This window comes from Lysobacter hankyongensis, assembly GCF_039543145.1.
In the GTDB taxonomy this organism is placed as follows: Bacteria; Pseudomonadota; Gammaproteobacteria; order Xanthomonadales; family Xanthomonadaceae; genus Lysobacter_I; species Lysobacter_I hankyongensis.
In genome coordinates, this window is record NZ_BAABJE010000030.1 from 38,858 (window position 1) to 54,576 (window position 15,719).

Below are 15,719 nucleotides of genomic sequence, written 5' to 3' on the forward strand. Positions count from 1 at the left end.
TGTCGCGGCGTCTTTCGCGCTGCAGGAGATGGCGCGCCTCGCGCTACGCGGGCCGGCCATTGCGGCCGGGCCCGCGCCCATGACTCTTCCAAGGACAGCCCTTCCGATGAGAATGCTCATCCACACCCTGCTGGCCGCGGCGTTCGGCCTCGGCCTGACGCCTGTCGCGCATGCCCAGAGCGGCGGCATCGACGCCTCGCCCTCCACCGTGGTCATCCCCACCGGCAGTACGACCGGGACCACCGACGTCTTCTGGACCGTCTCCGGCGGCGAAGCCTTCTACATCACCGTGAACTGCGGCGGCGGCGACGGCCTGTTCGCCTCCAGCGGCGCCGGCAGCTACAGCCAGGGCGCGCCGTGGATCACGGTCGGCGCCAGCTGCGTCTTCAGCCTGCGCGCGAACGCCCCCGGTGGCCCGGTGCTCGGCAGCGTGACCGTCAACGGCGTCGCCCCGAACGGCGCGATTTCCGCGTCTCCGGAAACCGTCGTGATTCCTGCCGGGCAGACCCACGGCAACACCAACATCGGCTGGGTCGGCGAATACGCCGACAGCTTCCACGTCACCGTGAACTGCGGTGGCGGCGACGGCCTGTTCGCCTCCAGCGGCCCCGGCGCCAACAGCCAGGGCGCGCCGTGGATCGGCGTCGGCACCCAATGCGTCTTCAGCCTGCGTGCGGACGGTGCGTCCGGCCCGGTGCTGGACAGCGTCGCCGTGAACGGCGTGGCCGGGCTGGCGCCGAGCGGCAGCATTTCCGCGTCGCCGACCACGGTCAATATTCCGGCCGGGCAGTCCAGCGGCAGCACGACCCTCAGCTGGGTCGGCCAGAACGCCGGCAGTTTCGTCGTCACCCGCGATTGCGGCAGCGGCGAAAGCGTCGTCACCTCCAGCGGCGCTGGCAGCTACAGCCAGGTCGCCTCCGGCATCACCGCCGGCGCCGACTGCGCGTTCCGCCTGCGCGCGGACAGCGCCGCAGGCACGGTGCTCGGCAGCGTCGCGGTCACCGGCGTGGCCACCCAGACCGCCACCGGCACCCTGACCGCCACGCCGGCCACCGTGACCATTCCGTCCGGCCAGTCCACCGGTACCACCACGCTGAACTGGACCGCCCAGGGCGCCGACGCCTTCCACGTCACCGTCAGCTGCGGCGGTGGTGCGGAATCGCTGTTCGCCTCCAGCGGTGCCGGCAGCTACAGCCAGAGCGCGCCGTGGATCACCGTCGGCGCCAATTGCGCCTTCCGCCTGCGCGCGAACACCACCAGCGGCCCGGTGCTGTCCACCGCCAACGTCTCCGGCGTCGCCGGGCAGGCGCCGACCGGCAGCATCTCCGCGTCTCCGACCACGGTGAACATCCCGTCCGGCCAGAGCACCGGCAGCAGCACCATCAGCTGGAACGCCAGCGGCGTCACCCAGGCCCACGTGCGTTCGTCGTGCGCGGGCGCCGCGCAGACCGGTTTCGCCGTCACCGGCGCCGGCAGCTTCAGCCAGGTCGCGAACTTCATTCCGGTCGGCGCGTCGTGCACCTTCCAGCTCCGCGCCGACGGCGCGGGCGGCGCGCTGCTCGGCGCGGTCACGGTCACCGGCCAGCAGACGCAGACGCTCATCACCACGCAGCGCGGCGGTTCGAATCACCTGTTCTATCGCCATCCGGCGCCGGGTTCGGGCGATCAGGCCTACAACTACGGAATCATGCTGCACTACCACGAGAAGGGTGTGCGCGACACCGTGCGCGACCAACTGCAACAGATGCACGCCAACGGCCAGCGTTCGCTGCGCGTGTTGGTGCACTACCTGCATGCGCCGGGCGGCGTCATCACCAGCACGCCGGCCGAATCGTCGAAGAAATGTCTGATCTCGGCGAAGACCTGTCCCCCGGGCAGCGAATACTTCCTGCCGCTGCAGTACCAGCAGAACCTGCGCGACTATCTCGCCGACATCCGCGCCGCCGGTTTCGAGCGGGTGATGATCGGCATGGGTCCGCAGTGGATCAACGACTTCTATTCCTGCAACAGCAACGAAGTGCCGCTCTCGCTGCGCCAGCAGTTGTATGCCGGCTCGCCGCTGGTCAACGAACTGTTCGAGGAAGCCTGGGGCGTGGCGAAGGAGCTGCGCGCGATCGCGGTCGCCTCCGGCCTGCCGTACCTGATGGATCTGGGCAACGAATACATCCCGCCGTCCAACATCGCCGACTTCGGCCAGTGCGTGAAGGACATCATCGAAGGCACGCCGCAGCATCAGGGTTACCTGCGCTTCCTGTGGGGCCGCTACGTCGCCGCCTACGGCACCCAGGACACGGTCGGGTTCTCGGTGATCGTCGGCAACAGCTGGGACGCCGACAATCGCCTCGCGCGGATGCCGCAGTTCCTCTCGCCGCTGCCGTCGATCTACTCGCTGCACAGCTACACCGCATCGGGCGACATCACCGGCGCCCTGAACCGTGCCTACCAGGTCACCGGCAATTTCGGTCGCCGGCCGTGGATCATCGGCGAGACCGACAACCGATCGACCGCGGCGGCGGATGCGATCCGCAGTTTCATCGTCAACCGCCCGCAGCAGCAGGTGTTGCACGTCATGCAGTGGCCCGGCTTCAACTGCACGACCGAAGCCCAGTGCCTGCCGCTGGACTTCAGCGCGTTCATCTCGCGGGGCTTCTGAGGCCTGGTTCCCGCATTCCCTCTCCCCGCCTTGCGGTGGAGAGGGAAGGCCGCTCTATCGGTGGGCGGCCGGGCGCGGATGCGGCACCGCAAAATAATCCGCCCCAAGGGTGGTCCCGGGGCCCAAAACCCGGATAATGCACAAAAGCCGGACGGGGCATCTGCCCCTCCGGCTTTTCCGTGTCGGTGACACGTCCCCTGATCGCGAACGTTGCCCGGGCAGAGGCCGCAACCCGGGGGCATTCGCGAACAACCCCGGGTTTCGCGCTTCGCGCTCGACCCGGGCTACGAATCAAGAATTCCGGAGTACGCAATGGGTCAGTCAGTCGTGGTGTTGGGCGCGCAGTGGGGCGACGAGGGCAAGGGCAAGATCGTCGATCTCCTCACCCAGGACATCGGCGCCGTCGTGCGCTTCCAGGGCGGCCACAACGCCGGTCATACCCTCGTCATCGGCGGCAAGAAGACCGTCCTCCACCTGATTCCCTCCGGGATCCTGCGCGACGACGCGCTCTGCCTGATCGGCAACGGCGTCGTGCTGCATCCCGGCGCGCTGCAGAAGGAAATCGGCGAACTCGAAGCCAACGGCGTCGAAGTGCGCAGCCGCCTGAAGATCAGCCCGGCCACGCCGATCATCATGCCGTACCACATCGCGCTGGATCAGGCCCGCGAAAAGGCCGCCGGCAAGAGCGCCATCGGCACCACCGGCCGCGGCATCGGCCCGGCCTACGAAGACAAGGTCGCGCGTCGCGGCATCCGCGTCGCCGACCTCAGCTATCCGGCCGAACTCGCCGAAAAGCTGCGCACCACGCTCGATTACCACAACTTCGTGTTGACCCAGTACCTGAAGGTCGAACCGGTCGACTTCCAGCAGACGCTCGACGAAGCGCTCGCGTTCGGCGAATACATCGAGCCGATGAAATCCGACGTCGCCGGCATCCTCCACGACCTGCGCAAACAGGGCAAACGCGTGCTGTTCGAAGGCGCGCAGGGCTCGCTGCTCGACATCGACCACGGCACCTATCCCTACGTCACCTCGTCGAACACCACCGTCGGCGGCGCGCTCGCCGGCACCGGCGTCGGCGCCGACGCCATCGACTACGTGCTCGGCATCGCCAAGGCCTACGCCACCCGCGTCGGCGGCGGCCCGTTCCCGACCGAACTCGACGACGAAGTGGGCCAGGGCATCCGCGACCGCGGTCAGGAATACGGCGCCACCACCGGCCGCCCGCGCCGCTGCGGCTGGATGGACATCGTGGCCCTCAAGCGCGCGGTCGCCATCAACGGCATCAGCGGCCTGTGCATCACCAAGCTCGACATCCTCGACGGCATGGACAAGCTGAAGATGTGCGTCGCCTACGAATACCGCGGCAAGCGCACCGAATACGCACCGCTCGACGCCGACGGCTGGAACGATTGCAAACCTGTCTACCTTGAATTCCCGGGCTGGAGCGAATCCACCGCCGGCATCACCGAGTGGGACAAACTCCCCGCCGCCGCCCGCGCCTACCTGCGCGCGCTGGAAGAACTCGCCGGCTGCCCGCTGGCGATCGTCTCCACCGGACCGGACCGCGACGCCAACATCGTCCTGCGCGATCCGTTCGCGTAAGTCGCGCGGAACGCGACCGCTTCGCTTTCACCACCCGCAGGCGCGGCCCCATCCTCGTCGTACGTTGGGGTCTGCCTGGGCCGGCCCGGACCGCGACGCCAACATCGTCCTGCGCGATCCGTTCGCGTAATGCGGGTGCGCTGAGGCGCGCGCCGATTCAAAAACGACCCTCATCCGACCTTCGGACACCTTCTCCCCGCCAGCGGGGAGTAAGGACGTTTTCCGCCGCCTGCATTTCAGAAAACTCCGACGCCCCATCGCCCCGTCCACCGACATTCAAGCCGTGATCGATTCGCAATGCTGTTTGGACACCGGGAATCCGCCCGGGCATGAAGCGAGGATTAGGCATGAGCGAAGAACCGATGTCGTTGGCATTCACCGTCGAGGATCTGGATGCGGTGGACGCGGCGCTGACGATGCTGGAAGCGCGACTGGCAGCGCTGGTGTCGCTGCGGCAGGAAGTGCGGCAGGGTTGGGCGCGGATGGGCGAGGTGTCCGAGCTGTTCTGCCGGCAGACGCTGGCAGCGATGGCCGAGCGGCCACCTGTGTCGTCGGTGACGTTCGATCTATCGCGGGCGCAGGCCGATCTGGCCGCGGCGGATGCGCTGCATCCGCGTCTGTTGCGGTTGCGGCGGCTGGCCGATCGCGCCGAGGATTCGGAACTGGCGCTGGGCGCCGATGTGATGGTGGCGGCGCTGCAGGCGCATGCGCTGCTGGAGGCGGCCGGCGATGACGTGGTGCCTGTCTTGTCTTGCGAGGTGCGCGCCGCGTGAGCCGATGAGCAGCCGCATGCCTTCATCGACACAGTTTCTGCCGGATTGGATCCGCGGCCGTCGGTGTCGAACGCTGGACGGCCATGTCGCGATCAGCCCGAATACGCGGTCTGTGGTTCGTTGACCTGATTCACGTTGGCGAGCATCAGATGCTTGCGCAGCCAGTCGGCGAATTCAGCCTCGTCGAGATGGCCTGCAGCGAGATCGAGGTAGACCGGATAAAGCGACAGATCGTCGGCCTGCAGAACGGCATCGTTGAGGCGGATGAAGGTTTCGCAGCAGACGGCGGCGGTGCGTTTGTTGCCGTCGACGAACGGATGGTTGCGGGCAAGACCGAACGCCAGACTGGCCGCCAGCGCGGCGAGATCGGGCGGCGGGTCGCCATAGGCGAACAACTGATGCGGCCGCGCGAGCGCGGAGTCGAGCAGGGCTTCGTCACGAACGCCCGTGCCGCCGCCGTGTTCGGCCAACTGCCGGTCGTGGATGGCGAGGGCCAGGCGTTTGCTGATCCAGACGATCATGTCGCCGCCCTCACTGCGCCAGCTTGTGCAGCAAGGTGCGGCGATCGCGCATGACCTGCTCGGCCACTTCCATCTGCGCCGCGAGTTCCGGGTCGTAGGTGGTCAGGACGATGCCGCCCGGAGTTTCCAGTGCGAACAGTTCGTCGCCCTTTTCCAGGCGCAGACGGGCCAGCAGTTCCTTGGGCAGGATCACGCCGGCGGAATTGCCGACGGTCGTAATTTTCAGTTTCATCGCAACCTCACGAACGATAGTTATAACCGACGTTATACCCGGGTTGTAGGCGGTTTCGCAAGCCCGCAACGACACAACCCCGCCGGGGCGGGGTTCTGCAGGTGGCGCATGGCGGTTTCGGTGGGCGTCAGCCGTTCTTCAACGCCGGATTGTCCCAGCCCGGGCGGGCGGCGAAGCGGTCGCCGTATTTCGCTTGCAGCGCGGCCAGTTTCGCGAGCAGCGCATCGACGCCAGTGTCGCGGATGTACTGGATCGGGCCGCCACGGAAGGGCGCGAAGCCGGTGCCGAAGATCACGCCGGCATCCAGCAGTTCCGCGTCCGCGACCACGCCTTCGTGCAGGGCGGCGACGGCTTCGTTGAGGAAGGGCAGGATCAGGCGGTCTTCGAGGTCGTCGGGCGCCTTGTAGTCGGCGGGAATTTCAGGTTTCCGCGCCTTGCCGTTCTCCCATGCGTAGAGGCCCTGGCCATCCTTCTTGCCGCGCTTGCCGGCTTCGGGCGGGGCGGCCAGCGCGGCGGGAATCGGCAGGCCGAGGAAGGGCGCGAGTTCCGCGCCGACGCCCGCGGCCACGTCCAGACCGACGGTGTCGATCAGTTCGATCGGGCCCATCGGCATGCCGAACTTCGTCGCGGCCTTGTCGATGACCGGGCCGGGAATGCCTTCGGAATAGGCGGTCGCGGCTTCGAGCATGTACGGGAACAGCAGGCGGTTCACGAGGAAGCCCGGGGTGCCTGCGACCGGCACCGGCAGTTTGTCGATCGCCCGGCAGAACGCGGCGAGGCGCTTCTCGGTGGCCGGGTCCATGCCGTCGTGGTGGATGATTTCCACCAGCGGCATCATCGCCACCGGGTTGAAATAGTGCAGGCCGGCGAACTGCGCCGGACGCGCGATGTGTTCGCGCAGTTCGGTCAGCGGGATCGACGAGGTGTTGGTGGTGAGCAGCGCATCGGCCTTCATCTTGGGCTCGACGCTGGTGTAGAGGTCGCGCTTGGCCTCGGGTTTCTCGATGATCGCTTCGATCAGCAGATCGGCCCTGGCGACGCCGTCGCCGGCGAGATCGGAGACCAGGCGTGCCGCGACTTCCGGACGCTTGCGCTCGTCCTTCACGCGCTTGGCGAACAATTCCTGCGCGCGGCCCATGGCGGTGTCGATGAAGCGCTGTTCGCGATCCTGCAGGGTGACCTCGAAGCCCTTGTACGCGGCCCATGCGGCGATGTCGCCGCCCATCACGCCGGCGCCGACGACATGCACGTGGCGGATGCCGTGATCCTTGCCGCCCAGGCCCTTCAGCCGTTCCTGCAGGAAGAACACGCGGGTCAGATTGCGCGCCGTCGGCGTGGCGGCGAGTTTCACCACCGCTCTGCGCTCGGCGTCGAGGCGCGCCCTGATGCCGGCGCCGGCGCTTCGGCGCCAGGTGTCGATCAGGGCGTAAGGCGCCGGGTAGTGTTCCCGGCGCGCCTTGCGCGCGGTCATCTTCACCATCTTCGGCGCGATCAGCTGGCGCGCCGCCCAGGTGTTGGTGGCCCAGCCGAGGAAGCGCTGCTTGAACGGGCGCTCGATGCCGCGCAGCGCGAGGGTGGCGGCGGCTTCGACCAGTTGGTCGGCATCCACGACCTTGTCGACCAGACCGATCGCGCGCGCGGCGGAGGCCGAGAGGCTGCGGCCTGTGAGCATCATGTCCATCGCCGCGGGGGAGCCGACGAGTTGCGGCAGACGGGCGCTGCCGCCCCAGCCCGGGAAGATGCCCAGCATCACTTCCGGCAGGCCGATCTTCGTCGACGGATCGTTGGAGGCGATGCGATAGCGGCAGGCCAGCGAGATTTCGGTGCCGCCGCCCATGCAGAAGCCGTGGATCGCGGCGACGGTGGGGAAGGGCAGCTCGGCGATCCGCTGGAAGATCTGCTGGCCGCGGCGGATGGAATCGCCGATGGTGCCCTTGCGGTCGAATTCCTGGAATTCGCGGATGTCGGCGCCGGCGATGAAGCCTTTTTCCTTCGCCGAGCGCAGCACCATGGCTTTCGGCGGCTCCAGCAGGATGCGTTCGAGCAGAGCGCCCAGTTCGATCAGCACGTCCTGACCGAAGGTGTTGACCGATTCGCCCTCGCGGTCGAAGGACAGGACGAGCACGCGGTCGGGGCGGAGTTCGGTCTTCCAGTGGCGGAGACGCAGGCCGTCGAGGCCGGGCTGGGGCGTGGTCATGGGGAATCCATACGCTGGAGAATGGGGCCTATGATCCCGACGAGGCCGGCGGGTCGTCAAATGCCGCGTCGTCGCCGGGCCCGGCATGGCTTGTGGCAGTGGCGCCGGGCCCCCAGATGAACCGATGTTGCACAGGACGGCCGGTGGGCGGCCGTGGGGACCGGGAACTTTTCCCGGACGTGTATTGTCGGAACAGTCGGCCATCGAGCCGGACGATTCCCTGCAGGAGTGCCGGCCGGATGGCCGAGACGATGACCGAAAACGTGGACCTCGAACTGGTCCGGCGGGTGCAGCGCGGCGACAGCGCGGCCTTCGACCTGCTGGTGCGCAAGTACCAGCACCGGGTCGTGGCCCTGATCGGGCGCTACGTCCACGACTGGAGCGAATCCCAGGACGTGGCCCAGGAAACGTTCCTGCGCGCTTACCGCGCGCTGGGGAATTTCCGCGGCGACGCCCAGTTCTCGACCTGGCTGCACCGGATCGCGGTGAACACCGCGAAGAACCATCTGGTGGCGCACAAGCGCCGGCCGCCGGGCGAGGACATCGACATCGACGATGCCGAACAGTTCGAATCCGCCGTGCGGATGCGCGACAACGACACCCCGGAGCGCGAGTTGATGCGACAGGAGATGGAACAAACGGTGATGCGCGCGGTCGTAGCATTGCCCGAGGAGCTTCGGGTGGCGATCACGCTCCGCGAGGTCGAGGGTCTGAGTTACGAGGAGATCGCGCAGCAGATGCAGTGCCCCATCGGCACGGTCCGTTCGCGCATCTTCCGGGCCCGCGATGCGATCGACGCGCAGTTGCGACCGCTGATGGACGCGCAGGATCCGCGCGAACGCGCGATCCGCTGATCGATTCCCTTCCCCCGACGCCGTCTCCATTCCGACAACGAGCCCATGACCGGATTGCACGACATTTCTTCCGATCGCGAAGCCAACGCCCGCGAATTCCACCGAGAACAGTTGTCCGCGATGCTGGACGGCGCGCTCTCCGCGGACGAAACCCGGTTCCTGTTGCGGCGCATGCAGCACGACGATGAACTCGCCGATTGCTGGGGCCGCTGGCAGTTCTATGGCGACGCCCTGCGCGGCCATGCCGGCCGCGCCTTGCCCGCCGATTTCTCGCAGCGCGTCGGCCGCGCGATTGCCGACGACATTGCCGACGACATCGCCACGGCCGAAGTCATGCCGGTGGCGGCGCTTTCAAACGATCCCCGCCGCCCGCTGTTGCAGCGACCGTTGCTGCGTTGGGGTGGCGGTGCGGCCCTTGCGGCGTCGGTCGCCCTGGCGGCATTCCTCGGCGGCCGCGAACCCGAGGCGCCCACCGACGCCGCGATTCCGCCGGCGGTGGCCGTGATCCATCCGCCGGGCGCAGCGTCCGGCGCGCCGGTGCCAGTGCCTCTGCCCGAACCGCGCCCCGAAGCACCCGTCGGAGATCAGGCCGCCGCTGTGCTGGTGGCTTCCGCGGCCGCAGCCGCCTCCGTTGCGGAAAGCCGCGGGACGCATCCCCGGATCAAGGCCGGCAATCGGGCAACCACGCTCGAACGCGATCGCGCCGCAGTGGCTGCGCGGGCCCGCGAATCCGAAGCCGTCGTCGTCGCGCAGTCGACCCCACGCGACGATCTGGCGCCGAACGCGCAGATCGTGGTCAAGCCGTGGCCGCGCGCACTGGTGCCCGGCGCGTCCGACAACGGCGTGGTCACCGCCGGTTTCGGCGACGGCAGTCATGCCGTGCATCCCGCATTCCAGCCCCGGTCCCAGTCGCAGCCGCGATTCATCGAGTTGCCGCCGCCGCCCGCAGCCGCGGAGGCGCCATAACGGCGCCCGGCGTCTCCTGCATCCCTGCGCGATCCCGTCTTTCCGAAACCCGTCTTCCAGAATCCAGCATCCCCACTCTTTATCGAGGACGCCTCCCCGATGAAACCGACTTTCCGTACCCTGGTGCTCGTCACCGCCACGGCTGCCGCGACCGCGGCGGCCACCACCGTGTTGCCGATCGGCGCGGGACAGCCTGCCGCCGCACAGCCCGCGGCATCGGCGTCCGTCGTCACGGCCGCCGCGGCCGAAGCCATCAACGCGCCCAACGCGCCGCTGGTGACCGGCCTTCCGGATTTCACTCTGCTGGTCGAGCGGGTCGGACCCGCGGTCGTCAGCATCGAAGCCACCGGCAGCGCCCGCAACCCGATGGCGCGCGGCGGTGGCGTCCCCGATGACGATGAACTGCCCGAATTCTTCCGCCGCTTCTTCGGCCCCGACATGCCGATGCCGGGCGTCCCCGGTGGCCCGGGTGGCCCCGGTGCGCCAGGTGAGGACGGCGATGGCGACGGCGGCCCCCAGGGCATGTCGATCGGCACCGGGTTCCTGATTTCCGGCGATGGCTATCTGCTGACCAATCATCATGTGGTCGACGGCGCCGACGAGGTCAAGGTCACCCTGTCGGATCGTCGCGAATTCAAGGCGAAGGTGGTCGGCAGCGATCCGCAGTCCGACGTCGCGGTGCTCAAGATCTCCGCCGACGATCTGCCATACCTGCGCACCGGAAATTCCAAATCGCTCAAGCCCGGGCAGTGGGTGGTCGCGATCGGCTCGCCGTTCGGTCTCGATCACTCGGTCACCGCCGGCATCGTCAGCGCGGTCGGTCGCGCCGCGAACGCGCAGCAGCGCTATGTGCCCTTCATCCAGACCGACGTGGCGATCAACCGCGGCAATTCCGGCGGCCCGCTGTTGAACACCCACGGCGAAGTGGTCGGCATCAACTCGCAGATCTTCAGCAACTCCGGCGGTTACATGGGCGTGAGCTTCGCCATTCCGATGGACGTGGCGATGAACGTGGCCCAGCAGATCCGCACCACCGGCAAGGTCAGCCGCGGCCAGATCGGCGTGGTGGTCGGCGCCGTCACTTCGGAAGCGGTGAAGGGCTTCGGCCTGCCCGACACGCGCGGCGCGCTGGTCAGCGACGTGCGCGCCGGCAGCCCGGCCGAGAAGGCGGGCATCGAACCGGGCGACGTGATCCGCGCGGTCGACGGCACCCCGATCGACGATTCCAGCGATCTGCCGCCGGTGATCGGGTCGATGGCGCCGGGCGCCACCGCGAAGCTCTCGATCCTGCGCGGCGGCAAGACCCTCGAACGCACGGTCACGCTGACCCGTCTCGACGAGACCGCGGTCGCCGAGGGTCCGCAGCGGCAGGCGCCGCGCGAGCCCGCGGCCAGCGGCAAGCGCAATGTGCTGGGGCTGGTCGGCGAGGACATCGCCGCCGACACGCGTCGCGAACTGGGCCTGCGTCCGGGTGAAGGTGTGGTCATCGCCCGGGTCGAGGGCAAGTCGGCGCGCAGCGCGGGCCTGCGTCAGGGCGACATCGTGCTGCGGGTCGGCACCACCCCGGTGGGCAACGTGGCTGCGTTCGACCGCGAACTGGCCAAGGTCCGCGACGACCAGACGGTGATGCTGCTGGTCCGTCGCGGCGGTGCGACCCAATTCCTGGCGGTCTCGCCCGACAAGACCGGCTGATCGCGGTCCTTCCGGGCGTCCGGCCCATCCGAAGGCGGCCGTCGGCCGCCTTCGGCGCGTTCGCGGGGCGGTCGACCGGTCCCGGCCGAGGCCGGCGGGCTTCCCGCCTGTGCGATAATCTTCGGTTCGACCACACAAGGCCACGACGGCCCCGCGCCGCGCTTCCCTATGTCCGATTCCATGCGGAACATCCGCAACTTCTCCATCATCGCCCACGTCGATCACGGCAAGTCCACGCTGGCCGATCGCATCATCCAATTGTGCGGCGGTCTGGAAGCGCGCGAGATGGAGGCGCAGGTGCTCGATTCGAATCCGATCGAGCGCGAGCGCGGCATCACCATCAAGGCCCAGTCCGTGTCTTTGCCGTACAAGGCGAAGGATGGGCAGACCTATCAGCTCAACTTCATCGACACCCCCGGCCACGTCGACTTCAGCTACGAAGTCAGCCGCTCGCTGGCCGCCTGCGAGGGCGCGCTGCTGGTGGTGGACGCCGCCCAGGGCGTGGAGGCGCAGTCGGTCGCCAACTGCTACACCGCGGTGGAGCAGGGCTTGGAAGTGGTGCCGATCCTCAACAAGATCGATCTGCCGACCGCCGACATCGATCGCGCCAAGGCCGAGATCGAGGCGGTCATCGGCATCGACGCCACCGACGCGGTCGCGATCAGCGCCAAGACCGGCCTGAACGTCGGCAATGTGCTCGAAGCCATCGTCCACCGCATTCCGCCGCCGAAGCCGCGCGATACCGACAAGCTGCAGGCGCTGATCATCGATTCCTGGTTCGACAACTACCTCGGCGTGGTCTCGCTGGTGCGGGTGATGCAGGGCGAAATCGTGCCCGGCACCAAGATCCTGGTGATGTCGACCGGCCGCACGCATCTGGTCGACAAGGTCGGCGTGTTCACGCCCAAGCGCAAGGAGCTGAAGAAGCTCGGCGCGGGCGAAGTGGGCTGGATCAACGCCAGCATCAAGGACGTTCACGGCGCGCCGGTCGGCGACACCCTCACGCTGGCCAGCGATCCGGCCGCCAAGCCGCTGCCGGGTTTCCAGGAAATGCAGCCGCGCGTGTTCGCCGGCCTGTTTCCGGTCGATGCCGAAGACTATCCGGACCTGCGCGAAGCGCTGGAAAAACTGCAGCTCAACGACGCCGCCTTGCGTTTCGAGCCCGAAAGCTCCGAAGCGATGGGGTTCGGTTTCCGCTGCGGCTTCCTCGGCATGCTGCACATGGAGATCGTGCAGGAGCGTCTGGAGCGCGAGTACAACCTCAACCTCATCACCACGGCGCCGACCGTGGTGTACGAAGTGCTGAAGACCGACGGCACGGTGGTGTCGCTGGACAATCCCGCGAAGCTGCCGCCGACCAATCACATCGAGGAAATCCGCGAGCCGATCATCCGCGCGAACATCCTCACCCCGCCGGACTACGTCGGCAACTGCATCACGCTGTGCGAAGAGAAGCGCGGTTCGCAGATCGGCATCCAGTATCTCGGCGGCCAGGTGCAGATCAGCTACGAACTGCCGATGGCCGAAGTGGTGCTGGATTTCTTCGACAAGCTCAAGTCGGTCTCGCGCGGCTACGCTTCGCTGGACTACCACTTCCTGCGTTTCGACGCCGGCCCGTTCGTGCGCGTGGATACGCTGATCAACGGCGACCGCGTCGACGCGCTGTCGATCATCGTCCATCGCAGCCACGCCGACCGTCGCGGCCGCGAGCTGTGCGACAAGATGAAGGATCTGATCCCGCGGCAGATGTTCGACGTGGCCATCCAGGCCGCGATCGGCTCGCAGGTCATCTCGCGCAGCACGGTCAAGGCGCTGCGCAAGAACGTGCTGGCGAAGTGCTACGGCGGCGACATCAGCCGCAAGAAGAAGCTGCTGGAGAAACAGAAGGAAGGCAAGAAGCGGATGAAGCAGGTCGGGCGGGTGGAAATTCCGCAGGAGGCCTTCCTCGCCGTGCTGCAGGTGGACAGCAAGTGATCCCGATGCCGTCTCCCGCCGGGAGGCGGTGCCCGAACGGCATGCCCCGGACCCGGTCCGGAGGCGGATGAGGGGCGGGGAACGCCGGTCGTTGAACTTTCGCCGCGTTGCCGTACCCTCATCGCAACCCCTCTTCCGGTCGGAGAGGGGCTTTCATTTGGAGACTGTATGGTCTGGTTCGAAATCATCCTCGTCGCGTTGACCCTGATCACCGGCGTGATCTGGCTGCTCGACAAGCTGTTCCTCGCCAAGCGGCGGGCCACGGCCGACGGCCTGCTGGACGAACGCGCCGAGCCGGTGGTCGTGGACTACGCCCGCGCGTTCTTCCCGGTGCTGGCGCTGGTGCTGATGCTGCGCAGCTTCGTCGCCGAGCCTTTCCGCATTCCCTCCAGTTCGATGATGCCGACGCTGCTGATCGGCGACTTCATCCTGGTCAACAAGTTCGCCTACGGCCTGCGCCTGCCGATCACCAACAGGAAGGTGATCGAGATCGGCGAACCCGGGCGCGGCGACGTGGTGGTGTTCCGCTATCCGGGCAAGGGCCCCGGCGACCCGAACACGGGCGCCGACTACATCAAGCGCGTGATCGGCCTGCCGGGCGACACCATCGAATACGCCGGCACCACGCTGTCGATCAACGGCCAGGTCATGCAGTACGCGCCGAAGGGCGAATTCAAGGGCAACGGCCGCAACGCCGAAATGAACGGCGCGACCCGCCTGCTCGAGAAAATGCCCGGGCACGAGCATGAAGTGCTGGAGTTGCCGGATCAATTCGTGGACCCGCGCGGCGAGAGCCGCTGGACCGTGCCGCCCGGTCATTATCTTGTGATGGGCGACAACCGCGACCGCAGCGATGATGGTAGATTCTGGGGGTATCTGCCGGAAGAGCGACTGCGCGGCAAGGCGTTCCTGGTGTGGTTGAACTGCAGTGGCTGGTTCTGCACCGACAGTTTCGAGCCGTCCCGCATCGGCAACGACATTCCGTAAGACGTCGTCGTCGGCAGCGCGTGCGGCGTTCGCCCGAAAGCGATCGCCCGCATGCAATCGTCTACGTGTCATCGTCCATACATCATCGTTTACATGTCTATCGTCGGGGGAATCGGATATGCGACGCAATCAGAGCGGCATGACCTTGATCAGTTTCGTCATCGTGGCATCGGTGGTCGGCTTCTTCCTGTTCATCCTCATGAAGCTGTTCCCGATGTACCAGGAATATTTCGCGGTGAAGTCCGCGATGAAGGGCCTTGCCGCCGAAGCCGGCATCGCTACCGAGCAGCCGGCGCAGATCAAGGAAAAATTCTTCAAGCGCCTCTACATCAGCTACTCGGAAAACGTGAAGCCCCAGCACGTGAAGATCGAGAACAAGGGCAGCGGTCAGGGCCAGGTGATGTACGTCAATTACGAAGTGCGCGTCCCGCTGATGTACAACCTCGATGCGGTCGGCAAGTTCAGCGCCGAGCAGGCGCTTTCGGGAACGGCCGCGTATTGAGCCCGGTGCAGTGAGGCCGGGCCCGAGGTGAGCGCCGCGATCGCCTGCGGAGGCCATGTCTTCCGCGACCCGGCGCTGCTGGAACGGGCACTGACCCACCGCAGCGCCGCCGCCGTCCACAACGAACGGCTCGAATTCCTCGGCGACGCACTGGTCGGCGCCATCGTCGCGGAGGCGCTTTACGCGCGCTGGCCGAAGGCGGCCGAAGGCGAACTGACCCGCGCCCGCGCCGAACTGGTGCGCGAATCCTCGCTCGCGGCGCTCGCCCGCGGACTCGAGCTGGGGACGCGGATCCTGCTCGGCCCCGGCGAGATGAAATCCGGCGGCCACCGCCGCGACTCGATCCTCGCCGACGCCTTCGAGGCGGTGGTCGGCGCGATCTACCTCGACGCCGGCTTTGATACCTGCCGCGCGGTGGTCCTGCCGTGGTTCGCCGCGGCCATCGAAGCGCTGCCGCCGCCGCACAAACTCGGCAAGGACGCCAAGACCCGGCTGCAGGAATGGCTGCAGGCCCGGCAGTTGCCGCTGCCGGCCTACACCCTGTTGTCGGAATCCGGCGAAGACCACGCCAAGCTGTTCCGCACCGAATGCGCATTGAGCGATCCGCCGCTGCGTCGCGAAGGCGAGGCCGGTTCGCGGCGCGCCGCCGAACAGCTCGCGGCCGAAGCGGTGCTGCAGGCGGTCGCGCCGGACGCCTGATCGCGTCCGGCCCGACGCCGTCCCGGCTTCGATCGTTCCGCGTCGATCGCTCCGCATCATCCGC

The 15,719-nt window shown here is 67.5% G+C and carries 13 protein-coding genes; 10 read left to right on the forward strand and 3 right to left on the reverse strand.

Going from position 1 to position 15,719, the window contains the following annotated elements; translation table 11 throughout:
* Nucleotides 1–106 precede the first annotated feature (106 nt).
* From ABD974_RS18380 to ABD974_RS18390, 3 genes are all read left to right on the forward strand, one after another.
* Nucleotides 107–2,653 carry a hypothetical protein gene (locus ABD974_RS18380; protein WP_345304804.1) on the forward strand — a complete coding sequence of 849 codons (2,547 nt, stop codon included), beginning with the start codon at nt 107–109 and terminating at the stop codon, nt 2,651–2,653.
* 312 nt (nt 2,654–2,965) lie between these two features.
* Nucleotides 2,966–4,258: an adenylosuccinate synthase gene (locus ABD974_RS18385; RefSeq protein WP_345304805.1), complete on the forward strand. Its 1,293-nt coding sequence runs from the start codon at nt 2,966–2,968 to the stop codon at nt 4,256–4,258.
* Nucleotides 4,259–4,605: 347 nt separating this feature from the next.
* Entirely contained in the window at nt 4,606–5,031 is a 426-nt protein-coding gene (locus ABD974_RS18390; RefSeq protein ID WP_345304806.1) for a hypothetical protein, read from the forward strand.
* A gap of 92 nt (nt 5,032–5,123) precedes the next feature.
* On the opposite strand, the gene ABD974_RS18395 is transcribed toward ABD974_RS18390, so the two are convergent.
* The 3 genes from ABD974_RS18395 to ABD974_RS18405 all read right to left on the reverse strand — a co-directional run bounded on the left by ABD974_RS18395 (nt 5,124) and on the right by ABD974_RS18405 (nt 7,981).
* Nucleotides 5,124–5,552 carry a type II toxin-antitoxin system death-on-curing family toxin gene (locus ABD974_RS18395; protein ID WP_345304807.1) on the reverse strand — a complete coding sequence of 143 codons (429 nt, stop codon included), beginning with the start codon at nt 5,550–5,552 and terminating at the stop codon, nt 5,124–5,126.
* A 10-nt stretch (nt 5,553–5,562) separates the two neighbouring features.
* A complete protein-coding gene (locus ABD974_RS18400; RefSeq protein WP_345304808.1) occupies nt 5,563–5,784 on the reverse strand; it encodes an AbrB/MazE/SpoVT family DNA-binding domain-containing protein in 222 nt (73 codons plus the stop codon).
* 127 nt (nt 5,785–5,911) lie between these two features.
* Entirely contained in the window at nt 5,912–7,981 is a 2,070-nt protein-coding gene (locus ABD974_RS18405; protein ID WP_345304809.1) for a 3-hydroxyacyl-CoA dehydrogenase NAD-binding domain-containing protein, read from the reverse strand.
* A 239-nt stretch (nt 7,982–8,220) separates the two neighbouring features.
* Here ABD974_RS18405 and rpoE point away from each other — a divergent pair, with 239 nt between their 5' ends.
* The 7 genes from rpoE to rnc all read left to right on the forward strand — a co-directional run bounded on the left by rpoE (nt 8,221) and on the right by rnc (nt 15,655).
* A complete protein-coding gene (gene rpoE, locus ABD974_RS18410) occupies nt 8,221–8,835 on the forward strand; it encodes an RNA polymerase sigma factor RpoE (protein WP_345304810.1) in 615 nt (204 codons plus the stop codon).
* 45 nt (nt 8,836–8,880) lie between these two features.
* Nucleotides 8,881–9,801 carry a sigma-E factor negative regulatory protein gene (locus tag ABD974_RS18415; RefSeq protein WP_345304811.1) on the forward strand — a complete coding sequence of 307 codons (921 nt, stop codon included), beginning with the start codon at nt 8,881–8,883 and terminating at the stop codon, nt 9,799–9,801.
* A gap of 99 nt (nt 9,802–9,900) precedes the next feature.
* Complete coding sequence (locus tag ABD974_RS18420; RefSeq protein ID WP_345304812.1) at nt 9,901–11,493, forward strand: DegQ family serine endoprotease; 1,593 nt, start codon at nt 9,901–9,903, stop codon at nt 11,491–11,493.
* Nucleotides 11,494–11,673: 180 nt separating this feature from the next.
* Nucleotides 11,674–13,467: a translation elongation factor 4 gene (gene lepA, locus ABD974_RS18425; protein ID WP_345304813.1), complete on the forward strand. Its 1,794-nt coding sequence runs from the start codon at nt 11,674–11,676 to the stop codon at nt 13,465–13,467.
* 168 nt (nt 13,468–13,635) lie between these two features.
* On the forward strand, nt 13,636–14,454 hold the full coding sequence (gene lepB, locus ABD974_RS18430) for a signal peptidase I (RefSeq protein WP_345304814.1): 819 nt from the start codon (nt 13,636–13,638) through the stop codon (nt 14,452–14,454).
* A gap of 118 nt (nt 14,455–14,572) precedes the next feature.
* A complete protein-coding gene (locus ABD974_RS18435; RefSeq protein WP_345304815.1) occupies nt 14,573–14,956 on the forward strand; it encodes a DUF4845 domain-containing protein in 384 nt (127 codons plus the stop codon).
* 27 nt (nt 14,957–14,983) lie between these two features.
* The gene (gene rnc / locus ABD974_RS18440; RefSeq protein WP_345304816.1) at nt 14,984–15,655 is read left to right on the forward strand and encodes a ribonuclease III; all 672 of its coding nucleotides are present in this window, start codon (nt 14,984–14,986) and stop codon (nt 15,653–15,655) included.
* Nucleotides 15,656–15,719: the final 64 nt, after the last annotated feature.

Excerpts from the sequence above, each read along its gene's own strand:
- ABD974_RS18380 (WP_345304804.1), top strand. The coding sequence starts at position 107 with ATGAGAATGCTCATCCACACCCTGCTGGCCGCGGCGTTCGGCCTCGGC.
- ABD974_RS18385 (WP_345304805.1), top strand. The coding sequence starts at position 2,966 with ATGGGTCAGTCAGTCGTGGTGTTGGGCGCGCAGTGGGGCGACGAGGGC.
- ABD974_RS18390 (WP_345304806.1), top strand. The coding sequence starts at position 4,606 with ATGAGCGAAGAACCGATGTCGTTGGCATTCACCGTCGAGGATCTGGAT.
- ABD974_RS18395 (WP_345304807.1), bottom strand. The coding sequence starts at position 5,552 with ATGATCGTCTGGATCAGCAAACGCCTGGCCCTCGCCATCCACGACCGG.
- ABD974_RS18400 (WP_345304808.1), bottom strand. The coding sequence starts at position 5,784 with ATGAAACTGAAAATTACGACCGTCGGCAATTCCGCCGGCGTGATCCTG.
- ABD974_RS18405 (WP_345304809.1), bottom strand. The coding sequence starts at position 7,981 with ATGACCACGCCCCAGCCCGGCCTCGACGGCCTGCGTCTCCGCCACTGG.
- rpoE (WP_345304810.1), top strand. The coding sequence starts at position 8,221 with ATGGCCGAGACGATGACCGAAAACGTGGACCTCGAACTGGTCCGGCGG.
- ABD974_RS18415 (WP_345304811.1), top strand. The coding sequence starts at position 8,881 with ATGACCGGATTGCACGACATTTCTTCCGATCGCGAAGCCAACGCCCGC.
- ABD974_RS18420 (WP_345304812.1), top strand. The coding sequence starts at position 9,901 with ATGAAACCGACTTTCCGTACCCTGGTGCTCGTCACCGCCACGGCTGCC.
- lepA (WP_345304813.1), top strand. The coding sequence starts at position 11,674 with ATGCGGAACATCCGCAACTTCTCCATCATCGCCCACGTCGATCACGGC.
- lepB (WP_345304814.1), top strand. The coding sequence starts at position 13,636 with ATGGTCTGGTTCGAAATCATCCTCGTCGCGTTGACCCTGATCACCGGC.
- ABD974_RS18435 (WP_345304815.1), top strand. The coding sequence starts at position 14,573 with ATGCGACGCAATCAGAGCGGCATGACCTTGATCAGTTTCGTCATCGTG.